Origin of the sequence: Arenibacter flavimaris, assembly GCF_030291335.1 — a bacterium.
Lineage (GTDB): Bacteria > Bacteroidota > Bacteroidia > Flavobacteriales > Flavobacteriaceae > Arenibacter.
Genome location: NZ_JASWIM010000035.1, coordinates 24,659 through 42,484, shown reverse-complemented (window position 1 = coordinate 42,484; position 17,826 = coordinate 24,659). Strand labels below are relative to the sequence as shown.

General features: G+C 38.5%; 18 protein-coding genes. 10 read left to right on the top strand and 8 right to left on the bottom strand.

Going from position 1 to position 17,826, the window contains the following annotated elements; genetic code table 11:
• The first annotated feature begins 69 nt into the window (after positions 1-69).
• The 6 genes from QSE00_RS20630 to QSE00_RS20605 all read left to right on the top strand — a co-directional run bounded on the left by QSE00_RS20630 (position 70) and on the right by QSE00_RS20605 (position 5,886).
• Positions 70-1,014, top strand: a complete 945-nt coding sequence (locus QSE00_RS20630) for a GSCFA domain-containing protein (RefSeq protein ID WP_286107323.1) — start codon at positions 70-72, stop codon at positions 1,012-1,014.
• Between the two features lie 80 nt (positions 1,015-1,094).
• Positions 1,095-2,147: a hypothetical protein gene (locus tag QSE00_RS20625; RefSeq protein ID WP_286107322.1), complete on the top strand. Its 1,053-nt coding sequence runs from the start codon at positions 1,095-1,097 to the stop codon at positions 2,145-2,147.
• A 158-nt stretch (positions 2,148-2,305) separates the two neighbouring features.
• Positions 2,306-2,569 (top strand): hypothetical protein, encoded by a 264-nt coding sequence (locus QSE00_RS20620; RefSeq protein ID WP_110358330.1) that lies wholly within the window; start codon positions 2,306-2,308, stop codon positions 2,567-2,569.
• A gap of 28 nt (positions 2,570-2,597) precedes the next feature.
• Entirely contained in the window at positions 2,598-4,571 is a 1,974-nt protein-coding gene (locus QSE00_RS20615; protein ID WP_286107320.1) for a tetratricopeptide repeat-containing sensor histidine kinase, read from the top strand.
• 9 nt (positions 4,572-4,580) lie between these two features.
• Positions 4,581-5,231 carry a response regulator gene (locus QSE00_RS20610; protein WP_286107337.1) on the top strand — a complete coding sequence of 217 codons (651 nt, stop codon included), beginning with the start codon at positions 4,581-4,583 and terminating at the stop codon, positions 5,229-5,231.
• Between the two features lie 43 nt (positions 5,232-5,274).
• Positions 5,275-5,886, top strand: coding sequence for a DUF4230 domain-containing protein (locus QSE00_RS20605; protein ID WP_286107319.1), 612 nt, complete (start codon positions 5,275-5,277; stop codon positions 5,884-5,886).
• Between the two features lie 28 nt (positions 5,887-5,914).
• Here the strand turns inward: QSE00_RS20605 and QSE00_RS20600 are convergent, their stop codons facing one another.
• The 4 genes from QSE00_RS20600 to QSE00_RS20585 all read right to left on the bottom strand — a co-directional run bounded on the left by QSE00_RS20600 (position 5,915) and on the right by QSE00_RS20585 (position 10,047).
• Positions 5,915-7,180, bottom strand: coding sequence for a glucuronyl esterase domain-containing protein (locus QSE00_RS20600; protein ID WP_286107318.1), 1,266 nt, complete (start codon positions 7,178-7,180; stop codon positions 5,915-5,917).
• 63 nt (positions 7,181-7,243) lie between these two features.
• The gene (locus QSE00_RS20595) at positions 7,244-8,995 is read right to left on the bottom strand and encodes an aromatic amino acid hydroxylase (protein ID WP_286107317.1); all 1,752 of its coding nucleotides are present in this window, start codon (positions 8,993-8,995) and stop codon (positions 7,244-7,246) included.
• Positions 8,996-9,250: 255 nt separating this feature from the next.
• Positions 9,251-9,811, bottom strand: coding sequence for a DUF4136 domain-containing protein (locus QSE00_RS20590; protein ID WP_110358334.1), 561 nt, complete (start codon positions 9,809-9,811; stop codon positions 9,251-9,253).
• A gap of 68 nt (positions 9,812-9,879) precedes the next feature.
• Positions 9,880-10,047: a DUF5522 domain-containing protein gene (locus QSE00_RS20585; RefSeq protein WP_286107316.1), complete on the bottom strand. Its 168-nt coding sequence runs from the start codon at positions 10,045-10,047 to the stop codon at positions 9,880-9,882.
• 181 nt (positions 10,048-10,228) lie between these two features.
• On the opposite strand from QSE00_RS20585, the gene QSE00_RS20580 reads away from it, so the two are divergent.
• The 4 genes from QSE00_RS20580 to hemL are packed head-to-tail and all read left to right on the top strand — an operon-like array spanning position 10,229 to position 13,613.
• Complete coding sequence (locus QSE00_RS20580; protein ID WP_110358335.1) at positions 10,229-10,582, top strand: hypothetical protein; 354 nt, start codon at positions 10,229-10,231, stop codon at positions 10,580-10,582.
• Positions 10,579-11,475: a 1-aminocyclopropane-1-carboxylate deaminase/D-cysteine desulfhydrase gene (locus tag QSE00_RS20575; protein ID WP_459076853.1), complete on the top strand. Its 897-nt coding sequence runs from the start codon at positions 10,579-10,581 to the stop codon at positions 11,473-11,475. The genes QSE00_RS20580 and QSE00_RS20575 overlap by 4 nt, the downstream gene beginning before the upstream one ends.
• On the top strand, positions 11,472-12,320 hold the full coding sequence (locus tag QSE00_RS20570) for a glucosaminidase domain-containing protein (RefSeq protein WP_110358337.1): 849 nt from the start codon (positions 11,472-11,474) through the stop codon (positions 12,318-12,320). The genes QSE00_RS20575 and QSE00_RS20570 overlap by 4 nt, the downstream gene beginning before the upstream one ends.
• 3 nt (positions 12,321-12,323) lie before the next feature.
• Entirely contained in the window at positions 12,324-13,613 is a 1,290-nt protein-coding gene (hemL, locus tag QSE00_RS20565; RefSeq protein WP_286107314.1) for a glutamate-1-semialdehyde 2,1-aminomutase, read from the top strand.
• Between the two features lie 74 nt (positions 13,614-13,687).
• On the opposite strand, the gene QSE00_RS20560 is transcribed toward hemL, so the two are convergent.
• The 4 genes from QSE00_RS20560 to QSE00_RS20545 form a co-directional block, all read right to left on the bottom strand.
• Complete coding sequence (locus tag QSE00_RS20560; RefSeq protein WP_286107312.1) at positions 13,688-14,146, bottom strand: hypothetical protein; 459 nt, start codon at positions 14,144-14,146, stop codon at positions 13,688-13,690.
• A gap of 234 nt (positions 14,147-14,380) precedes the next feature.
• Positions 14,381-14,560 (bottom strand): hypothetical protein, encoded by a 180-nt coding sequence (locus QSE00_RS20555; RefSeq protein WP_110358340.1) that lies wholly within the window; start codon positions 14,558-14,560, stop codon positions 14,381-14,383.
• Positions 14,561-14,700: 140 nt separating this feature from the next.
• On the bottom strand, positions 14,701-14,886 hold the full coding sequence (locus tag QSE00_RS20550) for a hypothetical protein (protein ID WP_110358341.1): 186 nt from the start codon (positions 14,884-14,886) through the stop codon (positions 14,701-14,703).
• Positions 14,887-15,107: 221 nt separating this feature from the next.
• Positions 15,108-17,603: a zinc-dependent metalloprotease gene (locus QSE00_RS20545; protein WP_286107311.1), complete on the bottom strand. Its 2,496-nt coding sequence runs from the start codon at positions 17,601-17,603 to the stop codon at positions 15,108-15,110.
• Positions 17,604-17,826 lie beyond the last annotated feature (223 nt).

The window sequence follows — 17,826 nt, the reverse complement described above, 5'->3', positions numbered from 1 at the left end:
TCCGAATAATTGTGAAATCTAAAGGAGGCTTTAGGGTTGCTTAAGGAAGGTAATGCTTAAAATTGATACATGAAACTTCAAACACAGGTACCTTTAAAACAAGCTGAAAATCAAATTGATTATGCTAGTCGGCTTATAGTACTTGGGTCCTGTTTTGCCAACAATATAGGAGACAAGCTGGCTTTCTATAAATTCCAAACACTACAAAATCCTTTTGGAATTTTATTTCACCCTTTGGCTATTGAAAACTTGATTTCCAGGGCCATTCATCAGAAACATTACCTAGGGGAGGAGGTTTTTTTTTTAAATGAGCGCTGGCAGTGTTATGATGCGCATTCGGATTTGTCCTCTGTTACAAAGGAAGAATTGCTCGGTAGCCTAAACTCGGGTTTATTGGAAACCAAATTATGGATAGCCAAGGCTTCCCATATCTTTGTAACTTTAGGGACGGCTTGGACCTATCAATTGAAGGAGAGTGGAAAGGAAGTGGCCAATTGCCATAAGGTTCCTCAGATGGCCTTTCAGAAACAACTACTCTCAATAGAAAAAATCAATCATAGTCTAGAGGCAATTGTACATCAAATTCGGTCCATAAATTCCTTGGCCAAGATTGTTTTTACGGTTTCCCCGGTGCGACACTTAAAGGATGGTTTTGTAGAAAATCAACAAAGTAAGGCACATTTGATTAGCGCGGTTCACCAAATAATAAAAGCAGGGAATGCCTTGTATTTCCCGAGTTATGAACTAATGATGGATGAACTTAGGGATTATCGGTTTTATGAAACGGATATGGTACATCCCAATGATCTGGCGATTAACTATATCTGGGAAAAATTTAAAAAGAGTTGGATGTCCGATACTTCCTATAAGACTATGGATGAAGTGGCCGCTATTCAAAAAGGATTAAATCACCGCCCTTTTAATCTAGAATCGGAAAAGCATCAAAAATTTCTACGACATCTTAAAGAAAGGATGATTTTGCTTCAAGAGCAGTATCCTTTTATGAAATTCTGACTAAAATAAGGCAATTGCCCTATGGTTTTGTATTCTGTTTTATTGGAGTTTTGAGGCAAATAATTTAAACCTTAAACTTCATGAAATCAAAATTTAACTTTTTACACCTTACGATTTTTCTTTTTGTTATAACCGCTGTGCAAGCACAACAATTGGGTGAATTTAAACCAAAAGATGATGGTTTTAAATCCAATAAAATTGGTGATGGACCAAAGAAAATCTATATCTCGAGCTTTACTATAAATTTTGAAATTTATAAGGAGGCGGTCGATGAAAAAAAAGCCGGTGGATTTGGGCGAAGTATTAAAAACGCTTCCAAAGCAAAAGCGGCCGTTGGATTGGCGTCTTTGGACAAAGAGGCCATTCAGGCAAAAGCGGATCAATTATATACTGAGTTTATAGCGGATTTTAAAAATAAGGGATATGAGCTAATAACAAGTGAAGAAGCCGGTAAAACCGACACCTATAAGGGCTGGGAAAAGGCTGTTGGTCCAATGCTTTTTGAAACCGATATGACAGGGATTATTGCGGTTGTACCTACAGATTACTCTTATTATTATAAAGATAGAAATGCATTCTCTTCCAAATTGGGAGGATTTGATAAAACAGCTCAAAATTTGTCCAGTGAATTGGATGATGCCTTAATAGCCGATGTTTCATTGGTTTATGTTTTTTCTTCCTTGGGGACAGATTGGAATATAGGCAATCAGGCCAAAGTAAAGCTTTTTGTGGATTATAGATTGGCCGATACCTATACCGTAACGGATGAAAAAACTTCAGCAGGATTAACAAGCATGTTCGACAAATCCAAACAAGCGGTCGGACTTTCCAGTTATGTGAATTTTACACGTGGAAAATTGAAAATTGGTGGGAGTCCAGAATCTCAATACTTAGGAAGTATGAAATCTGATTTGGAAATTGATGGCGTTATGAAGAAAGAAAAGATTGCCGCCTATTCCACTCAAACCCAGGCAACGGCTACATTACTGAATCCGATAGTTTCTATTCGAGGTGATAATTATAGCGAAACCACCAAATGGCTCCAGCCTGATGGAGGCAAATATGCAGAAGGAATATATTTGGCAGGTAAAAAACTACTTGAATATCATACCAGCGAAATACTTGGCAAGTAATCATAATTATTGATTGGGGGCTATCTCAGGAAAAGGTCCTAATTGTAGCCCTATTTAATGCTCAAGATAATTTGGCTTTCTTGGCCTTCATACCTTAATAAATAGTTTGAAAAGTTTGCACCCGTCCTGACATTTTTTCTTCATTCAAAATAGTCAGGATGGGTTCTGTATTTAAAGCCGAAAGTATGCCTATTTCAATTTTGATAGTTCTTGCTACCTTGGCCATCGCTTTTGGTGTAATGTTGTATTTTAAAAATAAAAACAATGCACTGGACAATGCCCATAGAGATCTTGTAGGATATTATCAGGAATGTATAGAGAACCATCGTGTTGCTTCTGCCGCCAGGGAAAATGGATTAAATAGCTATAGTTTTATAACGTATAATTTAAAAGAATCATTGCTAGATCAAAGTATAGTATAAATTAGAAATTTTCACGATAATTGTACTAATGAAAAGGCAAGGTCTAATTTTTTTGTTAGCAGTTCTAACGATATTAAAATGTTATGCTCAGCAAAAAAAGCTGGACAGCCTTTTAGGGGTTTCAAAAACTCAAAATGGAGAACTCCTGGTTGGCACTTTAAACGAGATTTCCTGGCAATATAGAAACATACAATTGGATAGTGCTTTGGTTTATGCAAAGGCGGCGCTATCGGAAGCAAAAAAAACGAAACAAGATAAACTTTATGCATCTGTGTATAATTCTATGGCCAGTGCTTATCAGGCCAAAGCAGATTACGATAGTGCCATTTATTTCCACTCCAAAAGTCTTTCTATCAATTATTTAAAGGCAGATAGTATTGGCTTGGCCGATACCTATAATAATTTAGGGATTATAGAGGATGAGCGGGGAAATTTTAAAACTTCACTTGGGCATTATTTTAAGGCGTTGAGGATTTATGGAAATAATACTACTGATCCGGACCTACTGCCAATGGTATTGAGCAATATTGGCATCGTTTATAAAAAGCAGGGAGAATATGCTATGGTGTTGGACTATTACCAACAAGCACTTGAATTATATAAGAAAAGTAAGAATACATTTGGGATTACGGTTACTACCGGGAATATAGGTTCGGTAATGCTGCGTTTAAAAAAATTTGACAACGCTATAAGTTATGCACTTGATGCTGCCGAAGGATATAAAAAATTAGGATACCATAGATATGTGCCGTATATGTTGAATAATGTTGCCGTAGCGGAAGATAGTTTGGGCCAACATGGGAAAGCCGAAAAAACCTATTTGGAGGCTATGGATATGTTTACTTCAGATAATAATGAATATGAACTAACCAATACTAGGATAGGTTTTGCCAAAAACCAATTGGGTTTTAAAAGATATGATGTTGCAATGGCTCAATTGGATAATGCTTTGGAAGTAGCCCGACAGAAGGATTTTAAAGAATTCGAGGTCAATGCACTACAATTACTATCGGAAGCCTATTATGATAAAGGGGATAGTGATCTGGCCTATACCACTAGTCAAGCGTTTATTAATAAAAAAGATAGTTTGTTTCAGATTGCCAAAACCAAGGCAATGTTTGAGTTGGAGGCAAAATATCAGGCAGAAAAGAAAGAGAAGGAATTGTCTGAACAGCAATTGCAATTGACACAAAACAAAATAGAGATCGACAAAAAGAACAATCTAATTTATGGTCTACTTTCCTTGGCTTTTTTATTGGGATTGATTGGTTATCTTTTTTACGGGCAACAGCGATTGAAGAACAGGCAATTATTAAAGGAAAACGAATTAAAAACAGCTTTGGTTCATATAGAGACCCAAAATAGATTACAGGATCAAAGGTTGAGAATATCAAGGGACTTACATGATAATATTGGCAGTCAATTAACCTTTATTATCTCATCAATAGATACCTTAAAGTATGGTTTAACCGCTGGAGAGGATAAAATAAAAAACAAATTAAGTGAAATTGGGATGTTCACCAAAACCACGATTAATGAATTGCGCGATACGATCTGGGCAATGAACAAAGAGAACATCACTTTTGATGACTTACAATATCGGTTGAACATCTTTATGGCAACCGTAACCAGAGCATCAGAACATATAAAATTTAATTTTACGGTAGATTCGGATATAGACCCAACCTATTCCTTTACTGCCGAAGAAGGGGTAAATCTATACCGAATCATTCAAGAGGCTGTTAATAACGCCCTAAAATACGCTTTTGCAAATAGTGAAGAATTAGAACATACTATGGAGGTCAGCATTCATAAAACAATGGATTATTTTCATGTAGAAGTAACCGATAATGGCGTAGGTTTTGAACTTTCCGAAGTTACGTTGGGCAATGGCCTGTCCAATATGCAAAAAAGAGCTAAGGATTTAAATAGTGAATTAAAATTGACTTCAATGTTGGGCCAAGGAACTTCAATTGTTTTTAATATACCTGTTAGAGATTAGAAAATGAAAATTAAAATTAAAATAGCTATTGTAGATGATAGTTCTTTTCTGTTAAAAGCAGTAGAGGATAAGCTTGCTTTTTTTGAGGCTATAGTGGTGAAATGGAAAGCGGTCAACGGATTGCAATGCTTGGAAAAACTGGAAGAAAATCCCCATTTGGATCTGATCTTGATGGATATAGAAATGCCTATTTTAGGTGGTATTGAGACTACCGAAAGAATAAAGACGAGATACCCCCAGATTAAAATTGTTATGCTGACGGTTTTTGATAATGATGAGAATATTTTTAATGCTATAAAAGTAGGGGCTGATGGGTATTTGCTAAAAGATGTTGACCCAGATACCTTATACAAAGGAATTTTGGACACATTAAATGGAGGAGCGGCCATGACTCCTTCAGTAGCACTAAGAACCCTTAAATTACTTAGAAACCCAATAGCTTTGCAAAATATTGCGACCCAGGAAGAAGTCTTCCTGACAAACCGTGAGGTGGAAGTTTTGGAGCAATTGGGCAAAGGCCTTAGTTATACTAAAATTGCAGAAAATCTTTTTTTATCACCCAGTACCGTTCGAAAGCACATAGAAAACATATATGTAAAACTTCAAGTGCATAATAAATTGGAAGCGGTAGAAAAAGCAAAACGCAATAATCTTATTTAAAAATTAGCATTATAATTCTTGATTATAACATATATTTAATGATATGAAAAGGTTTTTTGTTGGTGTTATATTTACGTTGGCTATTGTTTTAATTTTTCGTTCCTGTTCGGAGGAGAAAGAAAAGAAATCCATTTTAAAGGAGAATTCAATGCTTATTCAGGAACAGATCAATAACGTTTCCAAATTGATCGTTACCGAAGGACACTTTGCCGAAGTGTATAATTATAAAGATTCCCAGCAATTATTTGGTGCTTTGATTACTGCCGATAAAAAAGCATTGGTGGTGGTCAATGCCGAGGTGACCGTAGCCTATGACCTAAGTCTAATAAAATTTGACATCGACGAGACAACCAAGACCCTACGGATAATAAGTATCCCGGAACCGGAAATTAAGATAAACCCCGATTTTGAATATTATGATGTTACTTCGGATTATTTAAACCAGTTCAATGCAGAGGATTACAACAAAATTAAACGGAATGTTAATGCGTCCCTCCTGAAAAAAATTGAGGCCTCAACCTTAAAGTCCAATGCCCAGAACCGACTTCTAAGTGAGCTGTCCAAATTTTTGGTACTTACCAATTCCATGGGTTGGACACTGACCTATGGGGATAGGAACATCCAAAATTTTGAAGAATTAAAGTTGCTGGATTAAAAAACTGCCCATATGGGCAACTCCTCCCTTACTTTACAAAGACATTGGCCCACTTAATATAGTTGTCCCAATCGTAGTCGGTAACATCGTGCTTGCCGGTGCGGATGTGGTAGGAGACGGTATTATGGATGGGTTCGTTTACCTTGGGCATTTCCATGGTTTCTATTCCTTTTTTGCCGTATAGGTTGTAAACTTGTGTTACATAATGTGCGGAAAGGAATTCGCCCCTGGGGTCGGCCCATTGGTCACCTTCTGCACTGGCTACATAGAGCGGCCTTGGTGCAATAAGCGATAAAAGTTGGTGTTGGTCTATGGGCAAGACCTCTTCATTGTTGCCGTACTGGTTAAAATTGTCACAAAACCAGTGTGGAAACCTTTCATTTATGACCGCTAAGGTCTCTCCAAATTTGCGTTTGGAAAGAGTGGCACCCCCACAGCCTGAGTTGTTGGAAATTACCCCGGCAAACCTTTGGTCCGTAGCGCCTGCCCAAAGCGATGTTTTGCCCAATCGCGAATGGCCGAAGGAAATTACTTTGGAAGCGTCTATATCATGGTCTTTTTCAAAATAGTCCAATGCCCTTGCCATGCCCCAACTCCAAGCCGCAATACTGCCCCATTCAGCAGGTTTAGGTTGATTTTGGGATTTTTGGTACAATAAACTATGTACCCCGTCCGAGAAATCATTTCTATCAGGATCCACTTCACCATAGTATATGGTAGCTAGGCCATAACCGGCATCCAATATCTTATCTACTGCCCAACGATGTGTTCTTTTGCCTCGGGACTCCTCGGTCAAGGTATTGTTTTCAATTCCGAATGATTCATTGTTATTGGCCCAAGCCGATGAAATTATTACAGCTTTATCCTCTGTGATGGTGTGATTGCCATAAAAATTATAACCCAAAAAAACAGGAGCCTTTACATTATTCTTCGGGAGATAAATCAAAATGGTATAACGTAAGGTTTTACCATTGTTCTTAAAAGTAAGTTCTACTTGCTTGCGCTTGGCTTTTCCGTTTAAGGCGTTGTCGTCCTGTTCTAAAATGGTATAGGAATCTATCTTAAGGGATTTTGGAATCTTGTCGTAAACGTTGTTTTCAAAAAATTGAAGTAGCTCCGGGCGTCTTATTTTTTCCCATTCTTTAACCGATTTTATTTTTTCCCCATTAAAGGTTAGTAACGGATCCGGGATCTCAAAGGAAGGGACCATACTTTCGTCATAATTGGTTTGGGATTGCGCTGTATACATGGATAAAACAAAAAGGGAACACACAAAACAAGTTAAAAGCTTCATTTCAGATCTATTAAGGGTAGGGGCATAAATATAGGGAATCCAAATGAAAAATTAGGTACAAGGTTATACTACCAAACTTTTGTCAACCAATTCCAGACCGTCATCTATTAGGTGGCCAAGTTGGGGTTTTTGGTGTTTAAGGGCTTCCAAATACGATTTCAATTCTTTGGCAAAATTTACATCGTCATTATTTTTTGCCAATTCGTACAATTCTACAGCAAGCAGCCAATCTTCTGGGTGGTTGGCTTTTATTTCCTGAAAAATTTTGTTTCTAGAGATGGTTACGTTTTTACCTTCCCTGAATTCCCTGACTTGCTTGTATAATTGTTCCAACTGTTTCCTTTGGTTCGTTTTGACCGATTTTATGGTGGTGTCCGTTACCTTATGTGTAATTAGGTCAAAGCTCTTTAAATCCGCGGGGCCATTGAATACGGAAACAATATTCTCGCCTACAGCCATATGGTAAAGGCCTTGGTCCCGATGAAAAAGTGTTTTTTCATTGTGGGTAACCGTACAATTTGCCAAGGTAATCAGTATAATTTCACCTTTTAGGTTTCTGGTGCCCGTAATAATTTCCCCGGAAACTTTTATGTCACCTACAAATTCAAGGGACACCACTTCACCTTCATAGATATTATAGGCTTTTAAATCGCGGGGGCTCATATCCTCTATGGCGAGATTTATGCCTTTCAATTTTCCAATGGGCGAACCAAATCCGTTTGAATGTTGCTTAATGCCGTGTCCTATCAATTCCTTTTCACGGTAGGCAAGGGCCGTATTGCCTTTGGTTTGCATATAAACCGGTTTTCCATCTTGGGCAATTACACTTTTAAAATTTCCTGATATTTGGAGACCGGTGCTTAGTTCCACTGTTCCCAAATCCTTGGAATTTATGAGTTTTTCCAAGCCACTTAGGCCACCTTGCCTCAAGGACATGGTGTTGGCAAATTCCTCCAGCACCTGGTTCAGATAGGCAAAGTCCGGAGTAACGAATAATTGGGGCTGCGGTTGTGTAATGTCAAAGGAAGTATGTGCCGCTTCTAAAGAATAGGGTATTTTTTTAACCTTGTCCGTCATGCACCAAGCACTTTCCCCGATAGAGGATAGTAAACCGGCCCCGTAAATTTTTGGTTGCTCCACGGTGCCGATCAACCCGTATTCCACGGTCCACCAATGAAGGTTTCGTATCAGGGCCATTTCACTGGGTTCCCCCATATTCAATTGCAGGTCTTCAATTTTCTTTTGGGCCTTGTCTATGTCTTCTGTAGGGGTGCCTTCGGCTTCCTTTATAATGGACAGATGTCTTACGGCTTCGTATAGTTCGTAATCCTTGGCACTGGAAATGGCCTTGGATCCTATCTCCCCAAACCTGCGCAGGTATTCCGCATATTCGGGATTGGCTATGATGGGGGCGTGACCCGCCCCTTCATGTATAATATCGGGTGCAGGGGTATATTCAATATGTTCCAATTGCCGAATATCAGAAGCTATGACCAACACATTGTAGGCTTGAAATTCCATAAAGGCGGAAGGGGGAATAAAGCCATCCACGGCCACGGCCGCCCACCCTATTTCTTTCAAAATACGGTTCATTCCGTACATATTGGGGATATAATCTATGGAAACCCCTGTTTTGTTTAGCCCTTCCAAATAACTTTTATGGGCCACCTTACTTAAATAATCTACATTTTTTCGCATTACGTAACGCCATACCGCCTGATCTATAGGGGAATAATCCTCATAATTCTGCGGTTTTATATACTGCTTCAAATGCTTGGGAAGCTTATCTAGAATGTAGTTGCTTTCAAAAGACATAGATGTTGTTTTATTCCTATTAAAGATACAAAAAGCACCTATGGTCGCAAAGGGCGACCTTCTATTATTATATAGTTGGATGTAGTAATTGGTTGCTTGAAAAATGGGTTAATGGTAGATAACACTATGGGCAATGAAATTTTTGGGATGGATATAAAAAACCCCCTTTTGACTATAAGGGGGATTTTTAGGGTAATTTATGCTAAATATTATCTAAAGATGCTAGAGGCAATGGGTGTTTTATCTACAGAATATTTAATTTGAAGCAGATCCAGGAGGATAGGCTTCCAATATTTCAGAAACGAATTCTTGTATCCTTTTCTCTTTCTTTTCCATATTCCTTATGTTGTTCAAGGTGCCAACGCCCCTTCCTTGCCAAACCAGTTCCTTGTTCTTGGCGTCGATGATGTCAATATATAAAGAGCCTTCTGTCCTCGTGCTAACATTGTTTCCTCCGTAATATGGAGATCCCCAGTAGAATGGAGACCAGCCCCAGCCATAATAACCCGCACCCCAATAGTTGTTGTATACGTCTACCTGTTGTTTCTCTTTGGTAAATATGCTCAATAAAATATCAGGGTTTTCAGATTTCACAAAACCTCGAGAACTCATTTCATCATCTATGGCATGTAATATTCTCTTTTTATCCAAATCCGATATTTGGGCCTTGTCTATACCAGTCTTGTAAAAGGCATAGGTTTTAAACGAATTAAAATTTGCTTCTTTATCGTAATCCGATAATACGCGTACCGATGTACAGGAACTGGCAAAGAGCAGCACCAAGACCGGAACGACTAAAGATTTAATTTTTTTCATAGCTTTAATATTTGAATTAGTACTTGTGATATTCAATATAATCAAACTCAAAAATCATGCCGAATACCTTATTTGTGGCGCTGTGCATTCGTTTTTTGGTTGTAGCCGTAAGGACAATGTCTGCAGCCACTTTCACAACAATACCCCCTTTTTAAATGATATTGTTCGGTGAACACTTTGTATCCCTCCTCTGAAAGGTAAAAATCCCCTTCCTCAATTGGTATAAATTTCTTCATTGATGTAAATTTATGGGATTTCTATCAAATAATTTTAGCTGGGCTGTTAAGTGAGGGTTATTTAACAGAGTTTAGCATGCTTTTTGCACTTTAACCTATTTTGTTCGTAGTAAGCCGATTATGGAAAATATTTTGGATCGTACCCCCTTATATTTGATGAGCGCGTTATTTATCCGAATTAATGATTGTAGTATTTAAGCATTTGTTTTATAAGAATTACGTTGGACTGTCTCTCTGGCCCTTCATTATTTTAAAGAACGCTTCTTTAAAAAAGGATACCACTCTGCTTAATCATGAAAGAATACATTTAAGACAACAACGGGAATTATTAATAGTTCCTTTTTATTTGCTGTATTCGCTAGAGGGCCTTATTCGGTTTCTAATTTATTTTGACGCCTATAGAGCTTACCAAAATATCAGCTTTGAACGTGAGGCCTATGATAATGAATCCAATTTAAATTATCTACAGGAGAGAAGACCGTTTAGCTTTATTAAATATCTTTGGGCCGAAAAGCCTTCAACGTGCAGGGAATAAATCAAAAAGTAGATCTTTCTATTTTAGTTGAAAAACAAGTAGCTCTATCCGTAAAAAGAGAGGACCTGATACATCCGTTCATTTCAGGCAATAAATACCGAAAACTTAAGTACAATATTTTGGAAGCCAAACAAAGGGGCTTGGACACCATTCTTACCTTTGGAGGTGCTTATTCCAATCATATTGCTGCTACTGCCTATGCCGGAAGAATACACGGAATAAGAACCATTGGAGTAATTAGGGGTGAAGAGCTTAGTGGAAACTGGAGGCATAACCCTACGCTGTCCCAGGCACATAAACACGGGATGGGGTTTAAATTTGTTTCTAGATCTGCGTATAGGGAAAAGTCGAATAGGGAATTTTTAGAAGTGTTAAACAAGGAATTTGGGCCAAATTATTTAATTCCCGAGGGGGGTACAAATTTGTTGGCCGTGAAAGGTTGTGAAGAAATTTTAAGCCAGGAGGATAGGGCTTTTAATGTTATATGTTCCAGTGTGGGCACAGGCGGTACCCTGGCCGGAATTATCAATTCTTCCCTTCGTAATCAGAGAATTATAGGGTTTCCCTCACTAAAAGGTGATTTTTTAAGAAAAGATATTTGTAATTTTACAACCAAAGAAAACTGGGAAATCAACACAGATTATCATTTTGGGGGTTATGCCAAGGTTTCTGAAACGCTTATAGACTTTATTAATTATTTTAAGGAAAAGACCCATATTCCTACAGATCCGGTATATACGGGAAAGCTTTTGTACGGAATTTTGGATCTTGTAAAAAATGATTATTTTAAACCTGGAACCAAAATTTTGGCCATACATAGTGGTGGTCTACAGGGGATAGCAGGAATGAATTTGGTATTAAAAAAGAAGAATCTTCCATTAATAAAAGTATGATAAAAAGAATTGCTATTACAACAATATTGGGTTTGTTCCTAGTGGGTTGTGGTGTTAAAAAGAGAACCACTTATGCCAAAAAGCCAAATCCAAGGACAACCGTTTCCACAACCAATAGGGATACCAAACCACTAAGAGAATCACAAAGTGAGGGCGCCTATTCCCTTCCGGAGGACAATGGTAATTTTGTGAAATTTACAGTAAATTCCACGGAAGAATATATAGAAACCTTTGCGGAAATGGCCCAATTTGAAATGAAGGCATATGGAATACCAGCGAGTATCACGCTTGCCCAAGGCATATTGGAAAGTGGGGCGGGTAGAGGTGTCCTTAGTGCCAAAACCAATAATCATTTCGGAATTAAATGCCATACAGGATGGGATGGGGATTATGATTTTCATGATGACGACGCAAAAGGAGAGTGCTTTAGAAAATATAACCATCCCATGTATTCGTTTAGGGACCACAGTATATTCTTATCCACCAGGGCCAGATATGCGTTTTTGTTCAATTTGGATCATGATGATTACAAAGGATGGGCCTATGGATTAAAAGAGGCCGGTTATGCAACGGATCGTAAGTATCCGCATAAGTTGATTGCACTTATAGAGCGGTATGGATTGGATAAATATGACATGACCGTTTTAAAATCGGGCGGTATTGTAAAAAAGGAACCAAAACAATACGAACATAAAATCCATGTTGTTCAAAAGGGAGATACCTTATATTCCATTTCCAAGCGCTATTTTGTCTCCATCCCGGAATTGATGAAGTTGAACAATATGAACAATAGCAATTTGGCCGAGGGCCAGAAATTGACTGTAAAATCAGAAAAAATTAGATAATCTATGATTTATAGAAGAAGCAGTGCTTTATTTGCCGAGGCACAGCGTTATATTCCTGGAGGAGTCAATTCCCCTGTTAGGGCCTTTAAGGCCGTTGGAGGTAATCCTGTTTTTGTAAAGGAAGCCAAAGGAGCATATTTGTACGATGAGGACGGTAATCGATTAATAGATTACATTGCCTCCTGGGGGCCGTTAATTTTAGGTCATGCCTATGCTCCGGTAATAGACGCGGTAATTGAGAAAGCAAAAAAGGGAACATCGTTTGGAATGCCAACGGAAATAGAAACCCAATTGGCCAAGCTTGCAGTTTCCATGGTTCCCAATATCGATAAGATCCGTTTTGTTAACAGTGGTACGGAAGCCTGCATGAGTGCCGTGCGTTTGGCCAGGGGGTTTACAGGTAAGGATAAAATAATAAAATTCGCGGGATGTTATCACGGACATTCCGATTCGTTTTTAATTCAGGCGGGTAGTGGTGCGGTTACCTTTGGTAGTCCCAATAGCCCAGGAGTTACGCAGGGAACTGCAAAGGATACCCTTTTGGCGACCTATAACAATCTGGAAAGTGTTAAGGCCCTGACCACTGCGAATAAAGGAGAAATTGCTGCTATTATTATTGAGCCTATAGCTGGGAATATGGGTTGTATTATTCCTGACGAAAACTTTATAAAGGGGTTGCGCAATCTTTGTGATCAAGAGGATATACTGCTGATATTTGATGAGGTTATGACCGGATTCCGATTGGCCAAAGGGGGTGCACAGGAAGTATTGGCTGTAGATGCCGATATTGTGACTTTCGGAAAGGTAATTGGAGGAGGATTGCCTGTTGGGGCTTTTGCGGCCAGAGAGGAGATTATGGGGCATTTAGCTCCGGATGGTCCTGTGTACCAGGCGGGAACCTTAAGCGGTAACCCCTTGGCAATGAGTGCCGGACTGGCCATGTTGACCGAATTGAACAATAATCCGGAAGTTTTTAGAAGTTTGGCCGATAAGACCAAATACTTGGGGGAAGGAATGGCACAGGTATTGAACGATAATAATGTTCCTTTTCAGATGAACAGGTTTGGTTCCATGATCTCAATCCATTTTACGGAAGAACCAGTGGTAGATTTTGAATCTTCGGCCAAAGGAAACAATGCCGTTTTTAAGAAGTATTTCCACGGTATGCTAAACCAGGGGATTTATCTGCCGCCAAGTGCCTTTGAGAGTTACTTTTTAAACGATGCCCTCAGTTATGAAGATTTGGATGAGACCATCGCTGCACTATCCAATATAGTCAATGACTTACATTGATCTACAAAAGTAAGAAGGCTAAATAAGCACCATTTTGCTTATTTAGCCTTCTGTATTTTAGAAGATAATAAATTTTATTTTCTTCCGGACCTCCTAGTATCGTCTTTCATTCCCCTTCCCTTTCTATGGCCTTCGCGGTTTTTTTTCATTTTCTCCCATTTCTCATATTGCTCCTTATCCAATATTTTTTTCATCTTTTCTTTCTGGGCAATTTGATGATCCAGCATGGCGGTTTTCATAGCGTATCGTTCTTCAGAAGTTAATTTCTTCGTCTCACCGCTGTCCTTTCTAGCCTTCATTTCCTTCTTTTTCTCTGAACGCTTCAATGCATTTTCCAGGTTTAGACTTTGAATTTCCTTTTGTTGGGCATCTGTAAGGTCTAAGGCCAAGGTCATCTGCTTCGTTTGCAAGGTGGCAATTTGTTCAGGAGTCATATCCTTCATATGGTTTCTGTCTCCTCTATTGCGCTCAGGTTTTTGTGCTATGGCAGTTATGCCTGCCATTAATACAATTAATACAACTAATTTTTTCATCTGTTTAATATTTTCTGTTATGTATATAGGACATGACATTAACGGATTGGTTTAATGGGAAAGTTTTTTTTAGGGCAATTTTAACAGATGGCCTTTGTGGGTATGGGGAGTAAAGTTGTTATAGCGAGGAGAATTATTAATCCCAATGGATTGGTTACCGCTGTAATAGTCAATAAAAAAAAGGGCATAAACCTTGGTTTATGCCCTTTTTGAAAATAGGTTATTGGATTTTTATTATTGTACGTTTATGAATTGATTTTCCGAATTATCGGCCAAAGCTTCATTGGTAACCGTTGATTTTTCAGTTGAGATTACGTCTTTTTTTACCTCGGTGTTGTCCGATAGTTTATTGTAAACCAAGGCGGACACCAAAAAACAAATAAAATATAGAAGACTTTTTATTTTGTAGGACATAGATTTGGGGTTTTTTATAACACCTCTAAGATATATAATCTATTGTCTCAAAAATGATGAATGTTGTGAAACCCTTTTATAATTGTTGTAAAAATATCATTTAATGTGGTCAGGAATATGCCAATAAGGAATAAGCGGGGCTATTCTTGAATGTTCTCCAGTTTGGCAACCTTAGTGTCAATATCCAGATCATCGGCCTGTAGATGTATAACTTCAGCTGAATCCCGATTGGTATTATTGTTATATTCAGGCTCCAAGGCATAGTAAAGCACAGCCGAGGCTAAAAAACCAACAAAATATAATAAGCTTTTAATTTTATAAGACATAATTTGGGGGGTGTTAATAATGGTCTCAAAGTAGGAAAAATATTAAATGCTAGGAAATAAATATTGTTAAATTTTACATTTTATCGTTAAAAGGTGTCCATTCAACGGAAAAATCAGGAATTTAGGTATTTATAAAGGGCTATGGAGAAAGATAGCCCTTTTCATTTATATACAAAGTTGATATTCATAATATTAATGGTAGCCCTCAATTTATGATGAATCTAACTGTTGGGGTTTAAAATGAGTTCTATCTGTTCCACGGCATCCTGTAAATGATACTTGCTCATAGGGTCCGTTGTTCTATTGATTGCACTTTTTAGGTCTTTTCTAAGAATATTCAATTCCGCTCTTGCAATGGAGCGTATATCGGATTGACTGGTATTGATCGGGGTGGATTTTTGATATCCACCCGAATTTCCTTTTTTGGAATTATCTTCAGTGGTCATCAGATAGGCCAATCTTTCTATGTGCGCTTTTTGAAGATTTCTTCTATAGGTATCAATTGTTCTCCCATTTCGTGTTTCGGACCATAACCCTTTTCTTAAGTCACCCATCATTTCCAGTATGGAATATGCGTCTTTGCCATTAGCAGTTTCGTTCTCAATCAATCTGGCCAATTTGCCCAGACTCAAAATATTGTCCAGCGTTCTAACTTGTAGGTTTCTTATGCGCTCCACGGAACCCGAATACTCTATTTTATTAAATATGTTTGGGACGATCAACCAATGAGGGGTTTGAAATAATTGTTCCTGCACAAATAGCAAACAATTTTTTTGATGCTCCCTATCTACGGGAGTATATACAGCTCCTTCCTGATCATAGGTCTTATACTGTTCATAAACACCACCAATATTATTGCTGACATGGCCCATGTACCTGTTAAATTGTGCAATTACCTGCCCGTACATGGTGCTTAGATCATCGTAATCCTTGCCTTTTTCCGCGGTCCATTCAATGAGTTTTGGAGTTATTCTTTTCAAATTTTCAATACCATAGGCACTAGCTTTTATGGCATCGTCCCCCAAATCCTCGGTTTGGGAACTTGGATCAACAACATCGCCTACCTGCTGGTGGCCAAAGCGGTATAGTGGGTCGCCCGAATGTTTTAGGATCCAGCTATCCAGAATCTCCTTTTCCTCCTTGTCGGATTTGTCCAATATGGGGCGATATCCCCAACCAATGGCGTATTTGTCATAGACCCCAATCTCTGGCATTAGGGCCACACCCTCATCTCCGGGTTGGGCAATATAGTTAAATCTGGCATAGTCCATTATGGAGGGTGCCGTACCATATTTTTGGGTAAAGGAAGCAGAGCGGAGCGAATCAACAGGATAGGCTATACTACTTCCCATATTGTGGGGCAGTCCCAACGTATGTCCAACTTCGTGCGAGGACACAAATCGGATTAAGCGGCCCATAACCTCTTCTTTAAAAGCAACGCCCCTGGCATCGGGGTTAATGGCAGCCGTTTGTACAAAAAACCAATTTCTTAACAGGGTCATTACATTGTGGTACCAGTTAATATCGGATTCCAATATTTCACCGGTCCTTGGGTCGCTTACATGTGGTCCGTTGGCATTGGGAATTGGTGATGCCAGATAGCGGACTACAGAATAACGCACATCCTCAGGGGACCATTCAGGGTCTTCTTCCGGGGTGGGGGGATCTTTGGCCAAAATAGCATTTTTAAAGCCGGCAGCTTCAAAAGCCACCTGCCAATCCTCAATTCCCTGTTTTATAAAGGGCACCCAACTTTTGGGCGTAGCCCGGTCAACATAATAGACAATGGGTTTTTTAGGCTCTACAAGTTCTCCATTTTTAAATTTTTCTATATCCTCTTCCTTCACCTCAAGTCGCCAACGATCAAGAAAACGCACGGTCTTACTTTCCTGTGCATTCAAGCCATAATCTACCTGGCCACGGGCAAACCAACCCACACGCTTATCAAAATATCTCCGTTTCATGGGTTCCTCCGGCAGTAAAATTATGGAATTATTTATTTCAATAGAAATGGATCCCAAACTTCCATTGGAAGGAGGATTGCCTGCCACATAGGTCTTTACATGTCTTGCCTCGATATTCAAGGGGTAACTTTTTAAGGAACTGATATAACTTCTGGATTCATCCAAACGCGACACCTTGTATTCTTTCCTATAATAATCTGGCATGCCCAGGGCATTTACATCTTTTTCAAATAGATCGTTTACCTGGATTACCGTAGCGGGATTCAGGCTGTCTTTTTTAAAAGCCTTTATATTGAATGAATACAGTACGGGTTCAAAATTGGAATTTACCACGGCTTCACTTACCGGTAGTGAATCCGCAGCCACAATATCATAGCTTACTACTCTAAGTAAGACCTTTTTTGGTAATTTTTCCCATCTAAGGACCTTGGTGTTTATTTTTCCCCCTCCGAAGCCAATGCCTGTAGCTGTTTTGGCAATTCTACTGACCATTAGCATTTCCTTGTTAAATAGGGAGTCCGGTATTTCATAGAAATGATTGTCATCAACTATATGTACATCAAAAAGGCCTTTGTCCGTCTTTGCTTCTTTGGTGATTACCTTTTCGTAGGATTCTATTTCTCCTTTTTTGGATTTTTCCTTGGTGTCGGATGTTTCGGATTTTTTCTTTTTAAATATTTGTGCCTCCGTAGTATGGAAACATCCAATAAGTAAAAATGTAAATAACACTTTCGCGAGTAAATTTTTAATCATATTTCAGGCTGCTTTTGTAATCTTTCAAAGAACTAAAAATAATTTAAATTTTGGAAGTAGGTTTGGATTATTGTCCAATTACAAAATAATTAACGAAAATGTGAGTTTTTATGGAATCTAGGGCCCGGATTCTTGCATTATATCGGTCCAAAGAAAAAAATTACAAACAATCTGTAACATTTTTACAGTTTACAAGTCTATTTGAATAGAGAATTTCTTTTTA